This is a genomic window from Nonomuraea sp. NPDC049646 (genome assembly GCF_044465525.1).
GTDB lineage: Bacteria > Actinomycetota > Actinomycetes > Streptosporangiales > Streptosporangiaceae > Nonomuraea.
Genome location: NZ_JBITLU010000016.1, coordinates 186,494 through 207,665, shown reverse-complemented (window position 1 = coordinate 207,665; position 21,172 = coordinate 186,494). Strand labels below are relative to the sequence as shown.

Annotated in this window: 16 protein-coding genes; 5 read left to right on the top strand and 11 right to left on the bottom strand. The window is 72.3% G+C overall.

The genetic code is table 11. The features are described from left to right. Positions 1-3: 3 nt before the first annotated feature. The 4 genes from ACIBQ8_RS38940 to ACIBQ8_RS38925 form a co-directional block, all read right to left on the bottom strand. A complete protein-coding gene (locus tag ACIBQ8_RS38940) occupies positions 4-816 on the bottom strand; it encodes a sulfurtransferase (protein ID WP_397194552.1) in 813 nt (270 codons plus the stop codon). Then, positions 813-1,925: an alkaline phosphatase family protein gene (locus tag ACIBQ8_RS38935; RefSeq protein WP_397194551.1), complete on the bottom strand. Its 1,113-nt coding sequence runs from the start codon at positions 1,923-1,925 to the stop codon at positions 813-815. Before ACIBQ8_RS38935 ends, ACIBQ8_RS38940 begins: the two co-directional genes overlap by 4 nt. A 154-nt stretch (positions 1,926-2,079) precedes the next feature. Further along, positions 2,080-2,670 carry a DUF5998 family protein gene (locus tag ACIBQ8_RS38930; protein ID WP_352323634.1) on the bottom strand — a complete coding sequence of 197 codons (591 nt, stop codon included), beginning with the start codon at positions 2,668-2,670 and terminating at the stop codon, positions 2,080-2,082. Positions 2,671-2,766: 96 nt separating this feature from the next. Continuing rightward, positions 2,767-5,436, bottom strand: coding sequence for a GNAT family N-acetyltransferase (locus ACIBQ8_RS38925; RefSeq protein WP_397194550.1), 2,670 nt, complete (start codon positions 5,434-5,436; stop codon positions 2,767-2,769). Between the two features lie 167 nt (positions 5,437-5,603). Here ACIBQ8_RS38925 and ACIBQ8_RS38920 point away from each other — a divergent pair, with 167 nt between their 5' ends. Then, positions 5,604-6,497: a sugar kinase gene (locus tag ACIBQ8_RS38920; RefSeq protein WP_352323632.1), complete on the top strand. Its 894-nt coding sequence runs from the start codon at positions 5,604-5,606 to the stop codon at positions 6,495-6,497. Positions 6,498-6,548: 51 nt separating this feature from the next. Here ACIBQ8_RS38920 and ACIBQ8_RS38915 read toward each other — a convergent pair whose 3' ends face one another. Beyond that, positions 6,549-8,636 carry a RecQ family ATP-dependent DNA helicase gene (locus tag ACIBQ8_RS38915; RefSeq protein WP_397178027.1) on the bottom strand — a complete coding sequence of 696 codons (2,088 nt, stop codon included), beginning with the start codon at positions 8,634-8,636 and terminating at the stop codon, positions 6,549-6,551. A 137-nt stretch (positions 8,637-8,773) separates the two neighbouring features. Here ACIBQ8_RS38915 and ACIBQ8_RS38910 point away from each other — a divergent pair, with 137 nt between their 5' ends. After that, a complete protein-coding gene (locus tag ACIBQ8_RS38910; RefSeq protein ID WP_397178028.1) occupies positions 8,774-9,598 on the top strand; it encodes a hypothetical protein in 825 nt (274 codons plus the stop codon). On the opposite strand, the gene ACIBQ8_RS38905 is transcribed toward ACIBQ8_RS38910, so the two are convergent. Next, on the bottom strand, positions 9,588-10,424 hold the full coding sequence (locus tag ACIBQ8_RS38905; RefSeq protein ID WP_397194549.1) for a TauD/TfdA dioxygenase family protein: 837 nt from the start codon (positions 10,422-10,424) through the stop codon (positions 9,588-9,590). The genes ACIBQ8_RS38910 and ACIBQ8_RS38905 overlap by 11 nt on opposite strands. A 132-nt stretch (positions 10,425-10,556) precedes the next feature. Here ACIBQ8_RS38905 and ACIBQ8_RS38900 point away from each other — a divergent pair, with 132 nt between their 5' ends. After that, a complete protein-coding gene (locus ACIBQ8_RS38900; protein ID WP_397178030.1) occupies positions 10,557-13,049 on the top strand; it encodes a DNA topoisomerase (ATP-hydrolyzing) subunit A in 2,493 nt (830 codons plus the stop codon). A gap of 48 nt (positions 13,050-13,097) precedes the next feature. Here the strand turns inward: ACIBQ8_RS38900 and ACIBQ8_RS38895 are convergent, their stop codons facing one another. Further along, positions 13,098-13,472, bottom strand: a complete 375-nt coding sequence (locus ACIBQ8_RS38895) for a VOC family protein (RefSeq protein WP_397194548.1) — start codon at positions 13,470-13,472, stop codon at positions 13,098-13,100. 51 nt (positions 13,473-13,523) lie between these two features. On the opposite strand from ACIBQ8_RS38895, the gene ACIBQ8_RS38890 reads away from it, so the two are divergent. Beyond that, entirely contained in the window at positions 13,524-14,090 is a 567-nt protein-coding gene (locus ACIBQ8_RS38890; protein WP_397194547.1) for a thioredoxin family protein, read from the top strand. 28 nt (positions 14,091-14,118) lie between these two features. Here the strand turns inward: ACIBQ8_RS38890 and ACIBQ8_RS38885 are convergent, their stop codons facing one another. Beyond that, complete coding sequence (locus ACIBQ8_RS38885) at positions 14,119-14,439, bottom strand: hypothetical protein (RefSeq protein ID WP_352357718.1); 321 nt, start codon at positions 14,437-14,439, stop codon at positions 14,119-14,121. 139 nt (positions 14,440-14,578) lie between these two features. On the opposite strand from ACIBQ8_RS38885, the gene ACIBQ8_RS38880 reads away from it, so the two are divergent. Continuing rightward, complete coding sequence (locus ACIBQ8_RS38880) at positions 14,579-15,073, top strand: beta-class carbonic anhydrase (protein ID WP_397178033.1); 495 nt, start codon at positions 14,579-14,581, stop codon at positions 15,071-15,073. Here the strand turns inward: ACIBQ8_RS38880 and ACIBQ8_RS38875 are convergent. From ACIBQ8_RS38875 to ACIBQ8_RS38865, 3 genes are all read right to left on the bottom strand, one after another. Further along, complete coding sequence (locus ACIBQ8_RS38875) at positions 15,054-16,070, bottom strand: cytochrome d ubiquinol oxidase subunit II (protein ID WP_397194546.1); 1,017 nt, start codon at positions 16,068-16,070, stop codon at positions 15,054-15,056. The two genes, ACIBQ8_RS38880 and ACIBQ8_RS38875, sit on opposite strands and share 20 nt — an antisense overlap. Before the next feature lie 2 nt (positions 16,071-16,072). Continuing rightward, positions 16,073-17,428, bottom strand: coding sequence for a cytochrome ubiquinol oxidase subunit I (locus tag ACIBQ8_RS38870; RefSeq protein WP_397194545.1), 1,356 nt, complete (start codon positions 17,426-17,428; stop codon positions 16,073-16,075). Between the two features lie 1,480 nt (positions 17,429-18,908). Beyond that, a complete protein-coding gene (locus ACIBQ8_RS38865) occupies positions 18,909-20,975 on the bottom strand; it encodes a type IIA DNA topoisomerase subunit B (RefSeq protein WP_397178036.1) in 2,067 nt (688 codons plus the stop codon). Positions 20,976-21,172 lie beyond the last annotated feature (197 nt).

Genomic DNA, 21,172 nt, shown 5'->3' with positions numbered 1-21,172 from the left:
GCGTCAGCCGGTGGCCACCGGGCGGGCGGGGTCGGCGACCCAGTTCGACCAGGAGCCGACGTAGAGGGCCGCGGGCACGCCGGCCAGCTCCAGGGCCAGCACCTCGTGGGCGGCGGTGACCCCCGACCCGCAGTAGGCGCCCACCGGGACGCCCTCGCGCACGCCCAGCCCGGCGAAGCGGTCGCGCAGGACGGCGGGGGCGAGGAACCTGCCGCCCGCGTCGACGTTGCCGGTCGTGGGCGCGCTCACCGCGCCGGGCACGTGCCCGGCCACCGGATCGACGGGCTCGACCTCGCCCCGGTAACGTTCGGCGGCGCGGGCGTCGAGCAGCACGCCCTCGGCGGCCACCGCGGCGGCCTCGTCGGCGGTCAGCGTCGGCATGCCGCCGGGCCTGGCAGTGAAGTCGCCCGGCGCGATCTCGGGCTCGTCCTTCGTGACCGGCAGGCCGGCCTCGGTCCAGGCCGCCAGGCCGCCGTCGAGCACGCGTACGGACGTGTGGCCGAAGAAGCGCAGCGCCCACCAGGCGCGCGCGGCGGTCGTGGAGCCGGCGTCGTCGTAGACCACGACCGGGCGGCCGTCGCGGACGCCCAGCGCGCGCATGGCCCGCTGGAACTCGTCGGCGCCCGGCAGCGGGTGGCGGCCGGCGGGGCCGGGGGGCGCGGCGAGGTCGGCGTCGACGTCGCAGAAGACGGCGCCCGGGAGGTGCCCCTCGCGGTAGAGTCCGATCCCGGGCGGGCCGCCGAGCCGCCAGCGCACGTCGAGCACGGACACCTCCGGCAGCGCGGCGAGCTCGGCGGGCGTGATCAGCGCACTCATCGGGTGGAAACCTCCAGCAGCGGGACGTTGAGCTCGGCGGCGGTCAGCGAGCCGTGGTAGCCGGTGAACAGCGCCTCGATCGGATGGCGGGTGGGAGCGGTGACGGCCAGACCGGCGCGGGGCACGGCCACGACGTCGCCGATGCGGCCCAGCCACGCCTCTCGCACCCGGGGCCCGAACCAGCCGGACTCGACCGCCTCCTGCCTGGACACTACCCAGGCGCGCTCGCCCAGCGTCGCGCGCCACGCCTCCAGGACGTGCCCGGCGGCGCCGGGCTCGGCGTAGACGTGCCTGGCCCGGGCCTCGCCGCCGAGCAGCGCGACGCCCTCGGTCAGCGCGGGCACGCGCTCGGCGTCGAGCTTCTCGGTGGCGTTGACCATGCCGTGGTCGGCGGTGACGTAGAGGGCCGAGCCGGGCGGCAGCGACTCGGCCAGCCGCCGGGCCAGGCCGTCGACGACGGCCAGCTCGGCCAGCCACTCCTCGCCACCCCATCCGGACATGTGGCCGACGGCGTCGAGCTTGCCGTAGTAGGCGGTGACGTGGGCGCGGGGCGCGCCGCGCAGCGCCTCGCCGACGCGGGCGACGATGTCGTCGACGCCGTCGGCGGGCACGTGGCGCACGCCGCGGTAGACGGCCCTGGTCAGGCCGGAGCCCTCGAACTCGGCGGGGGCCACGTAGACGGCGTCGACGCCCTGGGCCGCGGCCCGCTGGTAGACGGTGGTGGCGGGCTGCCACTCCTCGGGGTCCATCGTCCGGCCGCCGGGGAGGGTCCAGCGCAGGCAGTTGAACAGGTGGCCGGTGCCGGGGACGGCCAGCGTCAGGCCGACCATGCCGTGCTCGCCCGGGGTCAGGCCGGTGCCGAGCGAGCACAGGCTGGTGACGGTGGTGGCGGGGAAACCGGCGGTGAGGGTGCGGGCGGGCAGGGCGGACAGGAAGGGGGCGGTCTCGGGGTGGGCGCGGAGCAGCTCGGCCCCCAGGCCGTCGACCAGGAGCAGGCAGACGCGCGCCGCGGGGTCGAGGGCCAGCGGGTTGGGCTCGGTCAGGCCGAGGGCGGCCAGCAGCGAACCGGGAAGGTCCGCCAGCGACCCGGCGCCGTAGTCCGGCAGCATCCCCACATCCTAGTGGCCGCGGGTGGCCGGGCGGCGGCCCTGACGGTGACCGGGGGCGGTCAGGCTGCGGCCGTGACGACCGGGGGTGGTCAGGCTGCGGCCCTGGCGGTGACCGGGGCGGCCGGGTGGTGCGCCGAGCGGCGGGTCGTCGGGGTCAGGCGGCGGCTCGGGCGGTGGCCTCGGACAGTGCCTTGGCGAAGGCCAGCACGTGGGTGACCGCCTCAGGGCCGTCGGCCGCCTCGCTGACCCGCAGCGACAGGTCGTCGGCCGTGATCGCGCCGGTGTAGCCGTGGTCGGCGTCGCAGTTCTCGTCGCCGCAGGTGGCCGGCTCCAGGTCGACGTGGGAGATCGCGCCCCAGCCGATGGTGAGGGTGACCTCCGTGGGCGGGACGCCCGGCACGTAGGAGGCAGGGTCGGGCACCACGCGGGTGACGGCCACCGACTGCACGCGGCTCAGCCGGACCGCCTCGGTGGTCGTGGACGCGTGGGAGGCCGAGACGCCCTCGACCGCCGGGTGCTCGTCGGTGTGGCAGACCAGCAGCCTCGTCGTCGACAGCACCAGGACGGTGACGTGCCTGCGAACCTCCATGGCGGGATCGAAGGTGGCCTCGTGGTGGACCACGAACGCGGTCACGGCCTCCTTGCCCAGCGCGGATTCGACCGCATCGGTGACGAGGTCGGGGTAGTAGCCGCTGCGCTCGATCGCTTCACGCAGGCCCGCGGCTGAGACTCGGGTTTCCCTCATGCCTCCATCCTGCCAGGGCCGCGCAGTGCACTCACCCGCCAGACATAACGCTCTATGAACGTCTTTGTCTAGACATGAACGACATTGTGCGTGCGGTCAGGAGAGCCGTCTCGGGCCGCCGTCCAGGCGTGGTCCCGCCGGGGTGCGCAGGGTGGCGCGGGCGCCCAGGATCAGCACCTCCGACTCGCCCACCAGCACCTGGTCGAGGTCGAGCCGGGCCACCTGCGGCAGGTCGTTGGCCAGGCGGCCCACCCGTACGAGCAGCTCCTCCAGGGCGGGGACGGCGACGGGCGGGTAGCCGTACTGGCCGAACAGCAGCGGGGCGGCGCGTACGGAACGCACCAGGGCGGCGGCGTCCTCGCCGGTCAGCGGGGCCAGCCGGAAGCCCTGGTCGAGCAGCAGGCGGGCGGTCACCTCGCCGAGCCCGAACGAGACCACCGGCCCGAACGCGCGGTCCTCGACGACCCCCACGACGGTGGGCACGGCCGGCTGCGGCGCCATGCGCTGCACGGCCAGCTCGACCCGCTCGCCGAGCTGGTCGGCGAACTCGGCGTAGGCGTGGCGCACCATCTCGGGGCCGGTGAGCCCCAGGCGTACGGTGCCCGCGCGGCGCGAGGCCCCCGGGTCGGCCACCTTGAGCACCACGGGCCAGCCGAGCCGTTCGGCGGCGGCCACGGCCTCCTCGGGCGAGCGAACGACCTCGGCGGGCCAGACGGTCAGCCCGTAGGCGGACAGCAGCTCGGTGGCGTCGATCTCGACCGGCGGGCCCGGCTCGGCGAACCCGCCCGGCTCCTCCCCCGCCGGGGCCGGGGCGCCGGACAGCGCGGCCAGCACCAGCTCGCGGGCGCGGGCGGTGTCGAGGCCGTCGAGCTCGGGCGGCGGCACGGCCGGATGCGCCCGCCAGGTGGCGTACCGCACCACGTGGGCCAGGGCCCTGACCGCCTCCTCCGGCGCCGCGTACGACGGGATGGAGCCCCGCGCGGGCGTGCCGCCGGAGGAGCCGGGCACGCGCAGCGACGGGTGCATGCCGAGGTGCCCGCGGAACGTGGCCAGCACCGGCTTGGCGGACTCCTGCGAGACGCGCAGCAGCTCGGCCGCCACCTCGTCCGACTCGCCGGGGATCGGCGGCATGTAGATCACGACGGCCGCGTCGACCTCGTCGGCGGCCAGCTCGCCGGCGAGCGCCGCGCCGAACTCGGCCGGCCCGGCCGCGGCGCCCAGGTTGACCGGCGGGCGCGGTTCGAGGCCGGCCGCCAGGCAGGAGTCGGCGGCCAGCAGGCCGAGCGCGTCGGAGTTGGTCACCAGCGCGACCCTGGGCCCGGCGGGCAGCGGCTGGTAGGCCAGGAGCTGGCCCACGTCGAAGAGCTGGATGAGGTCGTCGACCCTGATCAGGCCGGCCTGGGCGAACAGGGAGCTGATCGCGGAGTCGGGCAGCCCGAGCTCCTCGGCCGAGTGGCCGGCCGGGGTGCCGCCGCTCTTGACCACCACGATCGGCTTGTTGCGCGCGATGCGCCTGGCCAGCCGGGTGAACTTGCGCGGGTTTCCCAGCGACTCCAGGTAGAGCAGGATGACCTCGGTCGCGGCGTCCTCCTCCCAGTACTGCAGGAGGTCGTTGCCCGAGACGTCGGCGCGGTTGCCGGCCGAGACGAACGACGAGATGCCCATGCCGCGCTGGGCCACGCGCTGGAGCAGCGCGGTGCCGAGCGCGCCGGACTGGCTGAAGAAGCCCACCCGGCCGCGGCCCGGCACGGTGGCGGCCAGCGTGGCGTTGAGCTTGACGGCCGGGTCGGTGTTGGCGATGCCCAGGCAGTTGGGGCCGACCACGCGCAGGCCGTAGGAGCGGGCGATGCGGGCCAGCTCGTCCTGCCGGGCGCGGCCGGACGCGCCGGTCTCGCCGAACCCGGAGGAGACCACGACCAGCCCGTGGACGCCCTTCTCCGCGCACTCCTTGACCACGTCGAGGACGCCCTCGGCGGGCACGGCCACGACCGCGAGATCGACCTCGCCGTCGATCTCGGTCACGCTGGGGTAGGCCCGCACGCCCGCCACGGCCCGCACCTGCCGGTGGACGGGGTAGACCGGGCCGCTGAAGTCGGCCGCCAGCAGGTTGCGCAGGACGGTCTGGCCGACGCCGCCGGGCTCGCGCGAGGCGCCGATGACCGCGACCGAGCCGGGGGCCAGCAGGCGCGCGATCGAGCGCGACTCGGCCCGGTGCTCGCGCGAGGTCGTCACCTCCGCCGAGGTCTCGGTCGGGGTCAGGTCGAGGGTCATGCGGACGACGCCGTCGGCGAACTGGCTCTGGGCGGTGTAGCCGGCCTGCCGCAGGACGCCCATCATCTTCATGTTGGCGGGCAGCACGTCGGCGACGAACCGCTCGATGCCGCGCTCGCGGGCCGTGGCCGCCAGGTGCTCCAGCAGGACGGAGGCCACGCCCCTGCCCTGGTGGGCGTCCTCGACCAGGAAGGCGACCTCGGCCTCGCCCGGCTCGGTGCGGTCGTAGCGGATGACCGCGACCATCTCGGCGCCGATGGTGGCGATGAGGGCCACGCGGTTGACGTAGTCGACGTTGGTGAAGCGCTCGACGTCGCGGTCGGACAGCCGGGGCCGGGGGCCGAAGAACCGGAAATAGATCGACTCGGCCGACAGACGGGAGTAGAAAGCACGGAGACGGTCGGCGTCGGCGGGCCTGATGGGGCGCACGTGCGCGGTGCCCCCGTCGGCCAGGACGACGTCGGCCTCCCAGTGAGCCGGATACTGTGCCTCCACGCCACGAGCGTAAACCCGCATCCCACATGCCAAGACCGGCGGGCCTCTTGGGCAACGCTTGTGCATCGACTGCTGCCCGGTGTCCGGGGTCAGCCCCACGAACAGCCCGGAAGCTGTTAGTTTTGCCGTGGCCAGGGTCGTTCTGAAGGCAGCAAGGTGGTGGCATCATGACGCGGGTCGTCGTGGTGGGCGATCTCATGACCGACGCGGTCGCACGCGCCCGTTACGCGCTCGCCAGGGCGAGTGACACGCCCGCGATCGTGACGATGCACGGCGGCGGCTCCGGCGCCAACATCGCCTCGTGGCTCGCCGTCGAGGGCGCGGAGGTGGCCTTCATCGGCCGCCGGGGCGCCGACATCACCGGCCGCAACCGCGACATGGAGCTGATGGGCTACGGCGTCGACGCCCGGCTCGTCATGGACCCCGAGCGGCCCACCGGCACCTGCGTGGTGCTCGTCACGCACAAGGGCGAGCGCACGATGCTCTCCGACCCGGGCGCCAACGCCGCCCTGTCCCCCGAAGACCTGCCGCGCGACCTGTTCGCCTCGGGCGCCCACCTGCACCTGTCGGGCTACACGCTGGTCAACGAGGGCTCGCGCGACGCCGGTCTGGCGGCGCTCGACATGGCGCGCCGCACGGGCATGTCGATCTCGGTCGACTGCGCCTCCTCCGCGCCGCTGGAGCGCACGGGCGCCGAGCCGTTCCTCGAATGGACCAACGGCGCGAAGCTGCTGTTCGCCAACATCGACCAGGCCAAGGTGCTGACCGGCCGCGACGACGCCGAGGCCGCCGCCAAGGTGCTCACCGCGTGGTTCCCGCAGGTCGTCATCAAGATGAACGCCGAGGGCGCGCTGTGGTTCAGCAACGGCCGCCCCGACCCGGTCCGGGTGGCCGCCGAGCCGGTCGACAAGATCGTCGACGGCACGGGCGCGGGTGACGCGTTCTCGGCCGGGTTCCTGCCGCCGTGGCTGGCCGGCAAGCCGCCGGCCGAGTCGCTGGCCGCCGGGTGCCGGCTCGCCGCCAAGGCCATCATGCACCTGGGCGCGCGCCCGCCGTTCTGACCCGCTCCCCGGCCGGGCTTCCCTGCCCCGGCCGGGACGCCTACCGGCCGGTCAGGACGTGGTGGCCAGCGCGAGCGGCAGCACCGCCGGCGCGCCCGCGTGCCGGATCAGGGCCGCCGCCAGGGTCATCGTCCAGCCCGTGTCCACGCGGTCGTCGACCAGCAGCACCGGGCCGCCGCACTGGGCGATGGCCGCGCCGAGCTCTTTCGGCATCGCCAGCGTGCCCCTGATCGCCTGGACGCGCTTGGCGCTGTTGAACTGCCGGCCGGGCGACCCCGCCCGGTAGCCCAGCTCGCCCAGGTAGGTCAGCCGGCCGACCTGCGCCAGCCGTTCGGCGAAGCCGCGCACGAGCTGCGGGCGCGTCGCCGACGGCACGTTGACCACGGCCACCGGCCGCTCCTGCCAGCTCCACGCCGACAACACCTGGACGACGGCCTTGAACATGTCGTCGGCCATCGGCCCGTCGGCTCCGGCCAGCAGCTCGCGCAGCCGGTTGCCCCAGCCGATGTCGGTCAGCCGGCCGAGCGCGCGGCCCGGCTCCGCGCCGAGCTCGGGCTTGATCCTGCCGGACAGGTCGGCCAGGCCGGTGGGCCACTGCCGGCGCGCCTCGATCTCGACGCCGGGCCTGCTCAGGCGTTCGCGGGCGGTCTCGACGGCCTGGGCGGCGATCTCCGGCGAGCGGTGGCGGCCGGTGCAGTTGTCGCAGCGGCCGCAGGGCGTGGCGGTGTCGTCGTCGAGGTGCCTGCGCAGGTACTGCTCGCGGCACTCCTCGGTGGTCAGGTAGCGCAGCATGGCGTCCTGCTCGGCCTTGCGCTCGGCGGCGATGCGGGCATAGCGCTCGGTGTCGTAGGCCCAGGGCTCGCCGGTCGACTCCCAGCCGCCCTTGACCCGGCGCACGGCGCCGTCGACGTCGAGGACCTTGAGCATCATCTCCAGACGGCTGCGGCTCAGGTCGACGGCGGTCTCCAGGGCCTGGGTGGACATCACGCCGCCCTGTTCGAGCGCCTGGAGCGTGGCGCGCACGACGGGCTCGGGCGGGAAGGCCAGGGAGGTGAAGTAGGCCCAGATCTCGCGGTCTTCCGTGCCGGGCAGCAGGATGACCTCGGCCCGCTCGACGCCGCGCCCGGCCCGGCCGACCTGCTGGTAGTAGGCGACGGGCGACTGCGGCGCGCCGACGTGCACGACGAAGCCCAGGTCGGGCTTGTCGAACCCCATGCCGAGCGCGCTCGTGGCGACCAGCGCCTTGATCTTGTTGTTGAGCAGCGCCTCCTCCGCGGCCAGCCGCTCGGCCGGGTCGGTCTGGCCGGAGTAGGCGGCCACCTCGTGGCCCTGCTCGCGCAGGTAGCCGGCGATCTCGTGGGCGGCGGCGACGGTGAGCGTGTAGACGATGCCGGAGCCCGGCAGCTCGCGCAGGGTCTGGGCCAGCCAGGCCAGGCGCTGCTCGGCCGAGGGCAGCTTGACGACGCTCAGGTGGAGGCTCTCGCGCTCCAGCGGGCCGCGCAGCACGAACGTGCCCTCGCCCATCTGCTCGGCGACGTCGCGGGTGACGCGGGCGTTGGCCGTGGCGGTGGTGGCCAGCACCGGGATGCCGGGCGGCAGCTCGTCGAACAGGGTGGCGAGCCGGCGGTAGTCGGGCCGGAAGTCGTGGCCCCAGTCGGAGATGCAGTGGGCCTCGTCGACGACCACGAGCCCGGCGCTCTCGGCCAGCTCGGGCAGCACGTTGTCGCGGAAGTCGGGGTTGTTGAGCCGCTCGGGGCTGACCAGCAGCACGTCGACCATGCCCTCGGCGACCTGGCCGTAGATCTCCTCCCACGCCTCGGGGTTGGCGGAGTTGATGGTGACGGCCCTGATCCCGGCGCGCTCGGCGGCGGCGATCTGGTTGCGCATGAGGGCGAGCAGCGGCGAGACGATGACCGTGGGGCCCTCGCCGAGCTCGCGCAGCAGGGCGGTGGCCACGAAGTAGACGGCGGACTTGCCCCAGCCGGTGCGCTGCACGACGAGGACCCTGCGCCGGTCGAGCACGAGCGCCTCGATGGCGGACCACTGGTCGTCTCGCAGCCGGGCGTGGTCGCCGGCCAGGGCTCGCAGCCGCTCCTCGGCCTCTTCGCGCAGCATCGCCGCGTCGGGGGCTTCAATCATGTCCCCCTTATTACCAGCTTCCACCGACGGAACAGGCCGATCGCGCGTCCCGGCCCGCGTTGGCCCGTCGTACGGAACCGGGCGGCCGGGCGGGACGTTGAGCAGTCGTCAAGCGCTTTCGCCCCCCAGGAGGGCTGATGACGGGGCTTGTCCACACCCCGGTCGGACCGGCGGCGCGTCGCCGGAGGAACACGAAAGATCACTTCGAGATGATGGCCCGGGTGGTGCTGGCCGTCCTGATCCTCACCACGGCGGGCTGCGCCGGGACCGACGTGAAGGCGTCCTACCACCCCGCCTTCCTGCCGGTGAAGCTGGAGTGGGGCAGCGACGGCAGGGTGCAGGTCTCGGGGGAGACCTCGCTGGTCACGCCGGTCGGCGTCTTCTCGATCGGCGCCGCGTACAACCTGCCCGAGGCCGACGACGACGCCTTCTACGTGATCGTCCGCGACGCCCGCAGGAGCCCCGACAGGCCGGACGTGGCGGGGTTCGACCACATCTACAAGGTCAACAGCGGTTCCGGCGAGTTCATGGCCGTGGTGAACGGCACGGCCGTCATCCAGGTCGTCCGCCGTCAGGTGCTCATCGACGTGACCAACGGCACCGTGCAGACCGTCGAGTTCAAGAACGCCGAGGCCACCGTCAAGGAGCGGTCGGCGGGCATCGGGGAGCGCTGGCAGGAGTACTGGGACACCTCCTTCTACTCCCCCATGGCGCTGTCGAGGTGGGCCTACGACGACTCCACGATGTCGAGCTGGTTCGGCCTGGGCTTCCTGTGGTTCCTGGCGCGCCTCGCGCTGGCGATCGTGCTCGGGGTGGTGGACGTGCTCCTCCTGGTCGGCTGCACGCTCGCCGCTGTGGCGTACGTGCTGGCCGGCCCTACCGGGCGCAACATCGTCTACGGCGTGGAGGCGCTGCTGCTCCTGTTCTTCGCCCTGTCGGGCTGGGTCTCGCTCAAGCTGTGAGGCGCTCCTCGTCCGCGTGCTCGGGGAAGGCGTTGATCGTGACGCGGTGCATGCGGCGGCGTTCGGTGTAGTCGGCGACCGCGTAGTGCTGGGTGGGCCGGTTGTCCCAGAAGGCCAGCGTGCCGGGACGCCAGTTCAGCCTGCACTGGTACTCGGGCGAGCGGATGTGGTCGATGAGCAGCGGCAGCAGGGCCTCGTTCTCGCGGTCGGTCAGCCCCACCAGGCGGGTGGTGGAGGCGCGGTTGACGAACAGGGCCTTGCGCCCGGTCTCGGCGTGCACGCGGACCACCGGGCGCTCTATCGGCGGCCATTTGGCCTGGATCTCGGCCAGGTCGAACGGGTGCCCCTTGGAGATCGCCTTCTTCATCGACATCGTGATGTCGTGCACGGCGGTCAGCTCGTCGCACAGCCGCTGGATCGACGGCGACAGCGTCTCGTAGGCCAGGTAGGTGTTGGCCCAGCAGGTGTCGCCGCCCACGCTCGGCAGTTGCATGCAGCGCAGCAGCGAGCCCATCGGCGGCGTGGGCTCGAAGGTGTTGTCGCTGTGCCATTCGTCCCCGCCCTCGCCCTTCGGGGAGGTCTGGTCGAGGACGTGGATCGGGCTGCCGGAGTCCTTCTTGAACGCCGGATGGTTGAGCGTGCCGAAGTTGAGCGCGAACTGCAGGTGCTGCTCGTCGTCGATGTGCTGGTCGCGGAAGAACAGCACCAGGTGCCGCAGCCACCCCTCGCGCAGGGTCGCGACGTCTTCCGGGGAGAGGGGTTTGCGCAGATCGACCCCGGTGACCTCGGCGCCGATGTGCTTGGTCACGGGATGGAACTCGATCATGGCGAAGCCTCCGGAGGCGGGGGGACGGGGTCCTCGCCTCCGACGGTAAGACCCAAGCAATTGCTTGGTCAAGACCGGGGCGGCGCGCCGACGAGTCGCGGGCACCCGAGTCTCTTCGGCACAATGTTCGACATGGCCCGACGTACGACTGCACCCCCGCCTGAGGACTTCGAGGAGCGGATCGTCGACATCGACGTCTCCTCCGAGATGCGCAAGAGCTATCTCGAGTACGCCTACTCGGTGATCTACCAGCGGGCTCTGCCCGACGCGCGCGACGGCCTCAAACCGGTGCAGCGGCGCATCCTCTACTCCATGAGCGAGATGGGGCTGCGTCCCGACCGCGGCCACGTCAAGTCCTCACGCGTCGTCGGCGACGTCATGGGCAAGCTCCACCCCCATGGCGACAGCGCCATCTACGACGCCCTCGTGCGCCTGGCGCAGCCGTTCTCGATGCGCCTGCCGCTGGTCGACGGCCACGGCAACTTCGGCTCCCCCGACGACCTGCCGGCCGCCATGCGGTACACCGAGGCCAGGCTGGCCCCGGCGGCGATGCTCATGGTGGAGTCGCTCGACGAGGACACCGTCAACTTCAAGCCCAACTACGACGGCCAGGAGACCGAGCCCACGGTCATGCCGTCGGCGTTCCCCAACCTGCTGGTCAACGGCACCACCGGCATCGCGGTCGGCATGGCGACCAACATGGCGCCGCACAACCTCGCCGAGGTCGTGGCCGCCGCCCGCCACCTGATCAAGAAGCCCGACGCCACGCTCGACGAGCTGATGAAGTTCGTGCCCGGCCCCGACCTGCCGACCGGCGGCTCGATCATCGGGCTCCAGGGCGTGCGCGACGCCTACGAGACCGGGCGCGGCACGTTCCGCATGCGGGCCAGGTGCGCCGTCGAGCAGATCACGCCGCGCCGCAAGGGCATCATCGTCACCGAGCTGCCCTACAACGTCGGCCCCGAGCGCGTGGTCACCAAGATCAAGGAGCTGGTGACCAGCAAGAAGCTCCAGGGCATCGCCGACCTGAAGGACCTCACCGACCGGCACAAGGGCCTGCGCCTGGTCATCGAGATCAAGAACGGCTTCATCCCCGAGGCCGTCCTGGAGGAGCTCTACCGGCTCACGCCGATGGAGGAGACCTTCGGCATCAACAACGTCGCCCTGGTCGACGGCGAGCCGCGCACGCTCGGCCTGCGCGAGCTGCTCCAGGTCTACGTCGACCACCGCCTGGAGGTCGTGCGGCGCAGGTCCGAGTACCGCCGGCGCAAGCGCGAGGAGCGCCTGCACCTGGTCGACGGCCTGATCATCGCGCTGCTCAACATCGACGAGGTCATCCAGGTCATCCGCTCCTCCGACGACTCGGCGCAGGCCCGCGCCCGGTTGATGGAGGTCTTCGACCTGACCGAGATCCAGGCCGCCTACATCCTCGACACGCCGCTGCGCCGGCTGACCAGGTTCGACAAGCTGGAGCTCGACAGCGAGAAGGAGACGCTGAGCGCGGAGATCGCGGCGCTCACCGAGATCCTGTCCTCGGAGGCGAAGCTGCGGCAGGTGGTCTCGGGCGAGCTGGCCGAGGTGGCCAAGAAGTACGCCACGCCGCGCCGTACCGTGCTGCTGGAGGCGCCGGGCGTGGCCCGCACGCCGGTGGTGTCGCTCCAGGTGGCCGACGACCCGTGCTGGGCGCTGCTGTCCTCCACGGGGCTGCTGGCCCGCACCTCCGACGCGGCTCCGCTGGCGGGCGAGGGCGACCGTTCGGCGCACGACGTGCTGGTGTCGGTGGCGCGCACGTCCGTACGCGGCGAGGTGGGCGTGGTGACGTCGTTCGGGCGGTTGATCCGGGTCCAGGTCGTCGACCTGCCGACGCTGCCGCCCTCGGCCAACCCGCCGACGTTGTCGGGCGGCCATCCGGTCTCCGAGTTCGTCTCGCTGCAGCCCGACGAGAAGGTCGTGGGCCTCGGCTCGCTCGACCCCGACAGCCCCGGGCTGGCGATCGGCACGGCCCAGGGCGTGGTCAAGCGGGTGGTGCCCGACTACCCGGCCAACCGCGACGACTTCGAAGTCATCACCCTCAAGGACGGCGACACCGTGGTGGGCGCCGCCGAGCTCGACTCCGAGGACCACGACCTGGTCTTCATCTCCTCCGACGCCCAGCTCCTGCGTTACCCGGCCTCGCTGGTGCGTCCTCAGGGGCGTCCGGCCGGCGGCATGGCCGGCATCCGGCTCGACGACGGCGCCCGGGTGATCTGGTTCGGCGTGGTCGACCCCTCGCGTCCGGCGCAGGTGGTCACCGTGGCCGGGTCCTCGACGGCGCTGCCGGGCACGCAGGTCGGGGGCGGCAAGGTCTCCGACTACGCCGAGTTCCCGTCCAAGGGCCGGGCCACCGGCGGCGTGCGGGCCCAGCGGTTCCTGAAGGGCGAGGACGAGCTGCTGCTCGCCTGGGCCGGCCCCGCGCCCGCCAAGGCCGTGTCGGCGGTGGGCAAGCCGGTGCCGCTGCCGGAGGAGATCGGCCGCCGCGACGGCTCCGGCGTGCGGCTGACGCACACCATCGGCGCCGTCGGCGGCGCCCTGGCCGCGGGCCCCGAGCCCGGCGCGGCGCCGCCGGCGGCGGCCGAGGAGGAGTGATCGCCGGCTGACCGCAGGCCCGTCCCGCCCGCGCGGGACGGGCCTGCGTCAGTCGCGGCAGAGGCAGAACGTGTGGCCGGCGGGGTCGAGGAAGACCCGGAAGCTGTCGTCCTCGCTCGGCTGCCGCTCGTGCTTGGTCGCGCCGATCTCCAGCACCTGCCGCTCGGCCTTGTCCAGGTCGGTGACGGTGACGTCGATGTGGAGCTGCTGCGGCCGGTCGCCCTCAGGCCAGGTCGGCGGCCGGTGGCCGGGCACGCGCTGGAAGGCCAGGCGCTTGGGCGAGCCGCCGTCCTCGACGACCACCCAGTCGTCGTCGTCGTACGTGACGGGCCAGCCGAGCAGGCGCGAGTAGAACTCGGCGAGCGCCCGCGGCTCCGGGCAGTCGAGGACCGTCGTGCGGAACTCCGCGATGCCGGCCATCATTCACCTCCTGGACTTGTTTCGCCGGCGTCCCGGCCGACGAGAATGAGGGTCATGGCTGCCAATTCGTTCATGGTTCCCCTGGGCTCCCCCGCGCCCTCCTTCGACCTCACCGCCATCGACGGCGGCAGCGTCTCGCTCGCGGACCTCAAGGGCTCCCCCGCCACGCTCGTGGTCTTCCTGTCCAACAACTGCCCCTACGTACGGCACATCGAGACGGGCCTCGGCACGCTGGCCGCGGGCTACGGCTCCAGGCTGTCGGTGGTGGGCATCTGCAGCAACGACAGCGTGAACTACCCCGACGATGATCCCACACACCTGGCCGAACAGGCCCGGCGCGCGAGGTTCCCGTTCCCGTACCTGCTGGACGACACCCAGGACGTCGCCAAGGCCTACCGCGCGGCCTGCACGCCCGACTTCTTCCTCTACGACGGCGACCTGCGGCTCGTCTACCGGGGCGAGTTCGACGGGTCGCGTCCGGGCAACTCAATCCCGGTGACCGGCTCCTCGCTGCGGGCGGCGGTCGACGCGCTGCTCGCGGGCGATCCCGTCCCGGCCGAGCAGCGCGCCTCGATCGGCTGCGGCATCAAGTGGCGGCCGGGGAACGAGCCCACGGCCTGAACAGGGCCTGACCGCAGCCTGAACACGGTCAGGCGGAGGCGGCGGCCTCGATGGCGGCGGGCAGGGCGAGCAGGAGTTCGTGGGGCTCGCCGCCGGTCCACGACCGGATCAGCCGGACCCCGGCCTCGCCCGGGTCGAACTCCTCGCAGCCGAGCGGCCCGTAGCAGCCCGCCTGGTCGAGCATGAGGATGATGGGGTCGTCCTCGGGCAGGCCGGCGGCGTACGCGGCGGTGTCGAGCAGGGCCAGCGCGCATCTGGCGTTGCGCCCGTCGTCGTTGGACTCCACACGGTCGAGGCGGCGCCGGGCCTGAGCGCGGAGATACGCGGCGAGCGATTCGGACCTACTCACGACTGACCTTCTTCGACGACGTACAGATGGTGACGACATCATCACTCAAGGTGAGTGAATTTCGTGGGACCTTCGGGAACTCGCGCCAGTCGCCACCCCGGAAAGCATCATCTTTGGGACGTGAGGGAAGATCTGAGGCATGACTGCGTTCGACGACCTGTATGCCGCCAACGCGAAGTACGCCAAGGACTTCGGCGATTCCGGGCTCACCGGCCGGGCAGCCCGCGGGCTTGCCGTGGTGACCTGCATGGACTCCCGCATCGACCCACTGGGCCTGCTGGGCCTGCAGCCCGGCGACGCCAAGATCCTGCGCAACGCGGGCGCGCGGGTCACCGACGACGTGCTGCGCACGCTGGTGCTGGCCGTGTACCTGCTCGGCGTCGAGCGCGTCCTGGTCATGCCGCACACCGACTGCGGGATGACCAAGGTGACGGACGCCGACGTGCACGACCTGACCAGCGCCCGCGGGGTGGACACGCGCAGCCTGGAGTTCCACACCGTCCCCGACCAGGGCGAGGCGCTGCGCCACGACCTCACCCGGATCCGCACGACCCCGTTCCTGCCCGACGGCATGCCGGTGACGGGCGCGATCTACGACGTCCGCACGGGCCTGCTCACGCCGGTCGGCGACTGACCTCGTCGCGCTCGCGCTGGAAGGTGGCGTACAACCACCACAACGACGGGACCAGCAGCACCGCGCCGACGGCCAGCGACCCGAGGCTGGCCCCCAGCACCGCGTCGGTGGCCGCGGCCTGGTCGAGGGTGAGGCCGGGGAGCAGCACGGGGTACTGCCCCACGCCCCAGCCCCACAGCAGCCCGGTCACGGCCAGCGCGGCGCTGAGGCGTACCGCCAGATAGGCCCGCCGCCACAGCAGCACCAGCGAGGCCAGCCCGGCCAGTGCCGACAGCGTCAGCAGCGGCAGGGCGCGGCCGGTGGTCAGCTCGGCGAACAGGGCGGGCGCGTCGGCGCGCAGCACGAGCAGGCTCACCGCCGCCAGCACGCCGACCACCGCCCCGCAGCCCAGCGCCCGCCGCCGGAACTCCTCGGCCAGGTCCTCCTGGCCGCCGCGCTGGGCGTCGCGGGTCAGGTAGACGGCGGCCAGGTACGCGGCCGTGCCCACGCCCAGCGCGCCGACCGCCATCGACGTGGGGTTGACCCAGCTCCCGACCAGGTCGCCCTTGGCGACGCCGGGCGGCACCCGGCCGGAGGCGATGCCGCCCGCCGCGGCGCCGAGGAAGAACGGGGTCACCACCGAGGAGAAGGCGAAGGTCGCGCCGAACAGCCGCCGCTGCCACAGCCGCGAGGAGACCTTGCGGAACGCGAACGCCGCGCCGCGCCCGATCACGCCCAGCGCCACCAGGGTGAGCGGGATGTAGAGAGTGGAGGCGACCGAGGCGAACACCGACGGCACGCCGGTCCAGGCCAGCACGATCACGAAGATCAACCACACGTGGTTGGCCTCCCAGATCGGGCCGATGGAGTGCTCCACCAGGTCCCGCCGCCGCCGGCCGCGCTCGGCGCCGCCGGCCAGCAGGTCCCACACGCCGCCGCCGAAGTCGGCGCCCCCGAACAGGACGTACGCCGTCAGCCCGACCCACAGGACGGCCAGCATGATCTGCGGCAGCGGCATCGTCACACGACCTTGTAGCCGGTGACGTCGGGCTCCTGCGGCGCCAGCGGCACCGGCACGTCGCGGGACAGTCGGCGCATCACGTACACGGTGGCCACGGTCAGGGCCACGTAGACGGCCGTGACCAGCGCGAACCCGTACACCAGGCCCGGCGCGGGGTTGACCGCCTGCGCCGTGCGCATCACCCGGAACACGATCCACGGCTGGCGTCCGACCTCGGTGACCACCCAGCCGCTCTCCAGCGCCAGCACGGCCGCCACGCCCGACAGCGCGGCGGCGCGCAGGAACCACGGCGACTCCGGCAGGTCACGCCGTCGTTTCCAGGACACCGCGAGGCAGGCCCCGAGCAGCAGCAGCCCGAAGCCCAGCAGCACCATGATCTGGAACGCCCAGTGGACCATGTTGACCGGCGGCCGGTCGGCGGGCGGCACCTGCTCCAGGCCGGTGATCTCCGCGTGCGGGTTCCAGTGGGCCAGCAGGGACAGGCCGTAGGGGATCTCCAGGGCGTACCTCAGCTCGCCGTCCACCGCGATGCCGCCCAGGTGCAGCGGCACGCCGCGGCCCGTGCGGAACACGCCCTCCATGGCGGCCAGCTTGACCGGCTGGTACTCGGCCACGAAGTGCGCGGCCCAGTCGCCGACGCCGATCTGCACGGGCGTGACGGCCGCCGCGACCGTGAGCGGCAGCAGCAGGCCCAGCCGGTGGTAGCGGTCGCGGCGGCCGCGCAGCATGGCGACCGCGTACACGCCGGCCATCAGGAACCCGGCCACCATGAACGCCGCCAGGATCATGTGGACCGTCTGGGGCGGCGTGGCCCGGTTGAACATCGCCGCCCACGGATCGACGGCCACGATCCGGCCGCCCGCGACCTCGTACCCGGTGGGCTGCTGCATCCAGGCGTTGGCGGCGACCACGAAGAACGCGCTGGCCACCCCCGCCACCACGATCGGGATCCCGGCCAGCAGGTGCGGGACGGGCCGCAGGCGGTCCCAGGCGTACAGGTAGATGCCGAGGAAGATGGCCTCGACGAAGAACGCGATGCCCTCCAGCGAGAACGGCAGGCCGATGACCTCGCCGTACACGCCCATCATGCCCGGCCACAGGAGGCCCATCTCGAACGACAGGATCGTCCCCGAGACCGCGCCGACCGCGAACAGCACCCCGAGCGCCCTGGCCCAGCGTCGCGCCAGCAACCGGTAGTTGTTGTCGCCGGTGCGATGGCCCCGCCACTCGGCGAGCAGGGTGATGGCGGGCATGCCGACGCCGAGGCAGGCGATGATGATGTGCCAGCCGAGCGACAACGCCATCTGCATGCGCGCCGCCCCCAGATCCACCGCCGCCCCCGCGGTCACCCCCATCGCCGTCCCTCTCCCTGCCCATGGGCCTTGAACTTCGTGGGGGATCTGGCAGGACTCGTCCCTGGTGACCCGCGAAACGGCTGCGTCCCGCCCGTACCCCTTCGACCCGTTGATGACACTACGTAGCTGGCGCTTACCGTCCCGATACAGGGCCCCAGGACCCCCTACCTCGCTCCCCAGTCTTGCCACGCTTCACCGACCCGTTGTCGCCCGGCCTGCAACCACTGCCCTTCGCAGCCCGAGCCTCCTGTCGACACCCCGTCCGCCCCCTCACAGCCCTCGGCCGTCTCCCGCCCCTCTGCGTTCTTCCACCCCGCCGCGCCGCCACGAACCCGGAAGCCCGCCAGCAAGCCCATCAACCCCGCTAGCAGGCCCCAGGAGGCTCCAGAACCCCCTTTGAGCGCCCAGGCGCCGACCGCGGCCAGAACGCCCCATCTGAGGCCCTGAGAGCCTTGAGGCCGTTACCGGTCTGGCGTGGGACCGCTCGCGGAAGCTCCTAAATGCTCCAAGCGCGACATGCAGTTACAAGTGGGCCCACTATGATGACCGGCCCCACGTCCATCACTGGCACACCGAAGGAGCGCAGGTTACGGGTGATGGCTGGTCCCGACACCCGGACGACGGACTCGACGTAGGTCATGAACGGGCCCGAGCGCCCCACACCCGCTGCTCATCTCGGCGGCGGCACAGGGAACCTAGGCGCGCTGCAAAAGCCCTCCCAACCGGCTGAACGGTCGGTGCCCTGCGAGACGGAGGTGCCTAGGGAGAGACCACGTGCGAGAGAGAGCGCGCCACCGCAAGCCCCTCAACGTCTCAGGACCGGCGTGCCACCAGGACGGACCCTCGGGTGGCGGCAGCGAAGGGCCCTTTCCGACCGGTGGCAGGGCCTTAACGTCCGAGCCGCCGGGATTGCCGAGCGGCCCATCGCCCAACCGAACACGCAGCGCCCGCACATCCGCCGAGAGGCACGCGCCGCCCCCCCATGAAGGCTTGCTCAAGCCAGCCCCGCGCCATCCGCCGGCAACGCCGCACTCTTCGGGCCAGAAGCCCAGATGCCGGGGTGCCGTTCCCAGGCCCTAGGTGTCCCCCTGAGCCGGATGCCGCACTGAGCCCGATGCCGTCCCGAATCCGGCGTTCTCCTCAGCCCGGCGTCTCCCTGACTCGATGCCGTCCCGAATCCGATGTCCTCGTGAATCCGGCGTCAGCGGGCTCGATCCGCCCCAAGTGCCGTTCGGCGGCCCCTGAAGCCCGGCCAGCGCACAGCCCGATGACACGGGGACTCATCTTGCGGCCGAGGACACATGGGAGGCCATTGCGGAACCCAAGGTCACGTTGAGACCGGTGGCTTCCTACCGGCGAGGTCCGACGCCGAGGGCGTGCGCGCGAGGTTCCGAGCCCCTTGGGCCCGAGACCTTTCTTGAGCCAGGTGTCGCCGAAACCCGGGGTTCAGGCATACGACCCCGGGTGGGCGCCGCCAGGCTCAGGCGTCGATGTGGTCGCGGTCGACCTCGGCCGCGCTGCTGACGATGAACTCCCGTCGCGGCGCCACGTCGCTCCCCATCAGCAGGCTGAAGATGGACTCGGCCCCCTCGGCGTCCTCGATGCGCACCCGGCGCAGCACCCGGTGCCGCGGGTCCATCGTGGTCTCGGCGAGCTGGTCGGCGTCCATCTCCCCCAGGCCCTTGTACCGCTGCACCGGGTCCTTCCAGCGCTTGCCCCGCCGCTCCAGGTCGCGCAGGACCTTCTGCAGCTCTGCGTCGGAGTAGCAGTAGATGTACTTCTCCTTGCCGCGCCCGGGGTTGGTGAGCTCGATGCGGTGCAGCGGCGGCACGGCCGCGAACACCCGGCCGGCCTCCACCATCGGCCGCATGTAGCGGTGGAACAGGGTGAGCAGCAGGCAGCGGATGTGCGCGCCGTCGACGTCGGCGTCCGCCATGAGGATGACCTTGCCGTAGCGGGCCGCCTCGATGTCGAACGAACGCCCCGACCCGGCCCCCACCACCTGGATGATCGCGGCGCACTCGGCGTTCTTGAGCATGTCGCTCACGGACGCCTTCTGCACGTTGAGAATCTTGCCGCGGATCGGCAGCAGCGCCTGGAACTCGGAGTCACGGGCCAGCTTGGCCGTGCCGAGCGCGGAGTCGCCCTCGACGATGAACAGCTCGCTGCGGTCGACGGCGTCGCTGCGGCAGTCGACCAGCTTGGCGGGCAGCGCGGAGTTCTCCAGAGCGCTCTTGCGCCGCTGGTTGTCGCGGTGCTCGCGGGCCGCGATGCGGGCCTTGGCGGCGGCGACGATCTTCTCCAGCACGGCGCGCAGCGGCTGCTTGAACCCGCGCGGCGGGTTGGCGAACAGCTCCTTGAGCTCGCGCGAGACCACGTGGGAGACGATACGGGTGGCCGCGGAGGTGCCGAGCACCTCCTTGGTCTGCCCCTCGAACTGCGGCTCGGGCACCCGGACGGTGACCACGCCGGTCAGCCCCTCGGAGATGTCCTCCTTGTTGACCGGGTCGTCGCCGCTCTTCAGCAGCCTGGTCTCGCGCAGCAGCTCGTTGATCGTACGGACCAGGCCGCGCTCGAAACCGGTCAGGTGCGTGCCGCCCTTGGGCGTGGCGATCACGTTGACGAACGAGCGCACGGTCGACTCGTAACCCTTGCCCCACCGGACCGCCACGTCGACGGTGAGCTCGCGCTGCACCTCGGTGGGCGTCATGTGGCCCTGGTCGTCGAGGACCGGCACGGTCTCGTGGAAGTGGCCCACGCCCTGCAGCCGCAGCACCTCGCAGACGGGCTCGTCGCGGGCCAGGAACTCGGTGAACTCGGAGATGCCGCCGTCGAAGCGGAACTCCTCGCCGGTGCGCTCCTCGCCCCTGCTGTCGAAGACCGCCAGGGTCAGGCCGGGCACCAGGAACGCGGTCTGCCGCAGGCGCACGTGGATCTCGTCGAGCGAGACCTCGGCGTCGGGCAGGAAGATCTGCTTGTCGGCCCAGAAGCGCACACGGGTGCCCGTGACGTTCTTGGGCAGGTTGCCGCCGATCCGCAGTCCGGACTTCTTCTTGAACTTGGCCGTGGGCCCGTCGCCGTCGAAGACGCCGGGCACGCCGCGCCTGAAGCTGATCTCGTGGACCCGCCCGTCGAGGTCGACCTCGACGTCGAGTCGCGAGGACAGGGCGTTGACCACGGAGGCGCCCACGCCGTGGAGGCCGCCGGAGGCGCCGTAGGAGCCGCTGCCGAACTTGCCGCCGGCATGAAGCTTTGTGTAGACGAGCTCGACGCCGGCCAGGCCGGTCTTGGGGTGGATGTCAACGGGGATGCCGCGGCCGTTGTCCCGCACCTCGATGGAGCCGTCGGCGTAGAGCTCGACCTCGATGCGGTCGCAGTGGCCGGCCAGGGCCTCATCGACGCCGTTGTCCACGATCTCCCAGAGGCAGTGCATGAGCCCGCGGCTGTCGGTGGACCCGATGTACATGCCCGGCCGCTTGCGTACGGCCTCGAGGCCCTCAAGCACCGACAGGTGACGAGCTGTGTAACCCGCCTCCACTACCGTCACTCTTGCTCCCCTGGTCTAAGCATCGAACACGTGTGCGCAGCCTACCGTTCTTCCCTCAGGCGCGCGTACAAGCTTGCCATGGCGACACGTTTGCCGTTACCAACCGGCTGATCACCATTACTTTCGGACACATTCTGCTCTGGGCGTAGCGAGGCGGAGGTTGGGAACGTCCACGTCCGGTTAGATGTTGTCTCAAG

What these genes read in the sequence shown, in the direction of transcription:
- ACIBQ8_RS38875 (WP_397194546.1), bottom strand. Translation starts at nt 16,070, where the DNA reads ATGCCGCTGCCGCAGATCATGCTGGCCGTCCTGTGGGTCGGGCTGACG.
- ACIBQ8_RS38920 (WP_352323632.1), top strand. Translation starts at nt 5,604, where the DNA reads ATGACGCGGGTCGTCGTGGTGGGCGATCTCATGACCGACGCGGTCGCA.
- ACIBQ8_RS38900 (WP_397178030.1), top strand. Translation starts at nt 10,557, where the DNA reads ATGGCCCGACGTACGACTGCACCCCCGCCTGAGGACTTCGAGGAGCGG.
- ACIBQ8_RS38935 (WP_397194551.1), bottom strand. Translation starts at nt 1,925, where the DNA reads ATGCTGCCGGACTACGGCGCCGGGTCGCTGGCGGACCTTCCCGGTTCG.
- ACIBQ8_RS38870 (WP_397194545.1), bottom strand. Translation starts at nt 17,428, where the DNA reads ATGGGGGTGACCGCGGGGGCGGCGGTGGATCTGGGGGCGGCGCGCATG.
- ACIBQ8_RS38940 (WP_397194552.1), bottom strand. Translation starts at nt 816, where the DNA reads ATGAGTGCGCTGATCACGCCCGCCGAGCTCGCCGCGCTGCCGGAGGTG.
- ACIBQ8_RS38890 (WP_397194547.1), top strand. Translation starts at nt 13,524, where the DNA reads ATGGCTGCCAATTCGTTCATGGTTCCCCTGGGCTCCCCCGCGCCCTCC.
- ACIBQ8_RS38930 (WP_352323634.1), bottom strand. Translation starts at nt 2,670, where the DNA reads ATGAGGGAAACCCGAGTCTCAGCCGCGGGCCTGCGTGAAGCGATCGAG.
- ACIBQ8_RS38915 (WP_397178027.1), bottom strand. Translation starts at nt 8,636, where the DNA reads ATGATTGAAGCCCCCGACGCGGCGATGCTGCGCGAAGAGGCCGAGGAG.
- ACIBQ8_RS38910 (WP_397178028.1), top strand. Translation starts at nt 8,774, where the DNA reads ATGACGGGGCTTGTCCACACCCCGGTCGGACCGGCGGCGCGTCGCCGG.
- ACIBQ8_RS38905 (WP_397194549.1), bottom strand. Translation starts at nt 10,424, where the DNA reads ATGATCGAGTTCCATCCCGTGACCAAGCACATCGGCGCCGAGGTCACC.
- ACIBQ8_RS38895 (WP_397194548.1), bottom strand. Translation starts at nt 13,472, where the DNA reads ATGATGGCCGGCATCGCGGAGTTCCGCACGACGGTCCTCGACTGCCCG.
- ACIBQ8_RS38880 (WP_397178033.1), top strand. Translation starts at nt 14,579, where the DNA reads ATGACTGCGTTCGACGACCTGTATGCCGCCAACGCGAAGTACGCCAAG.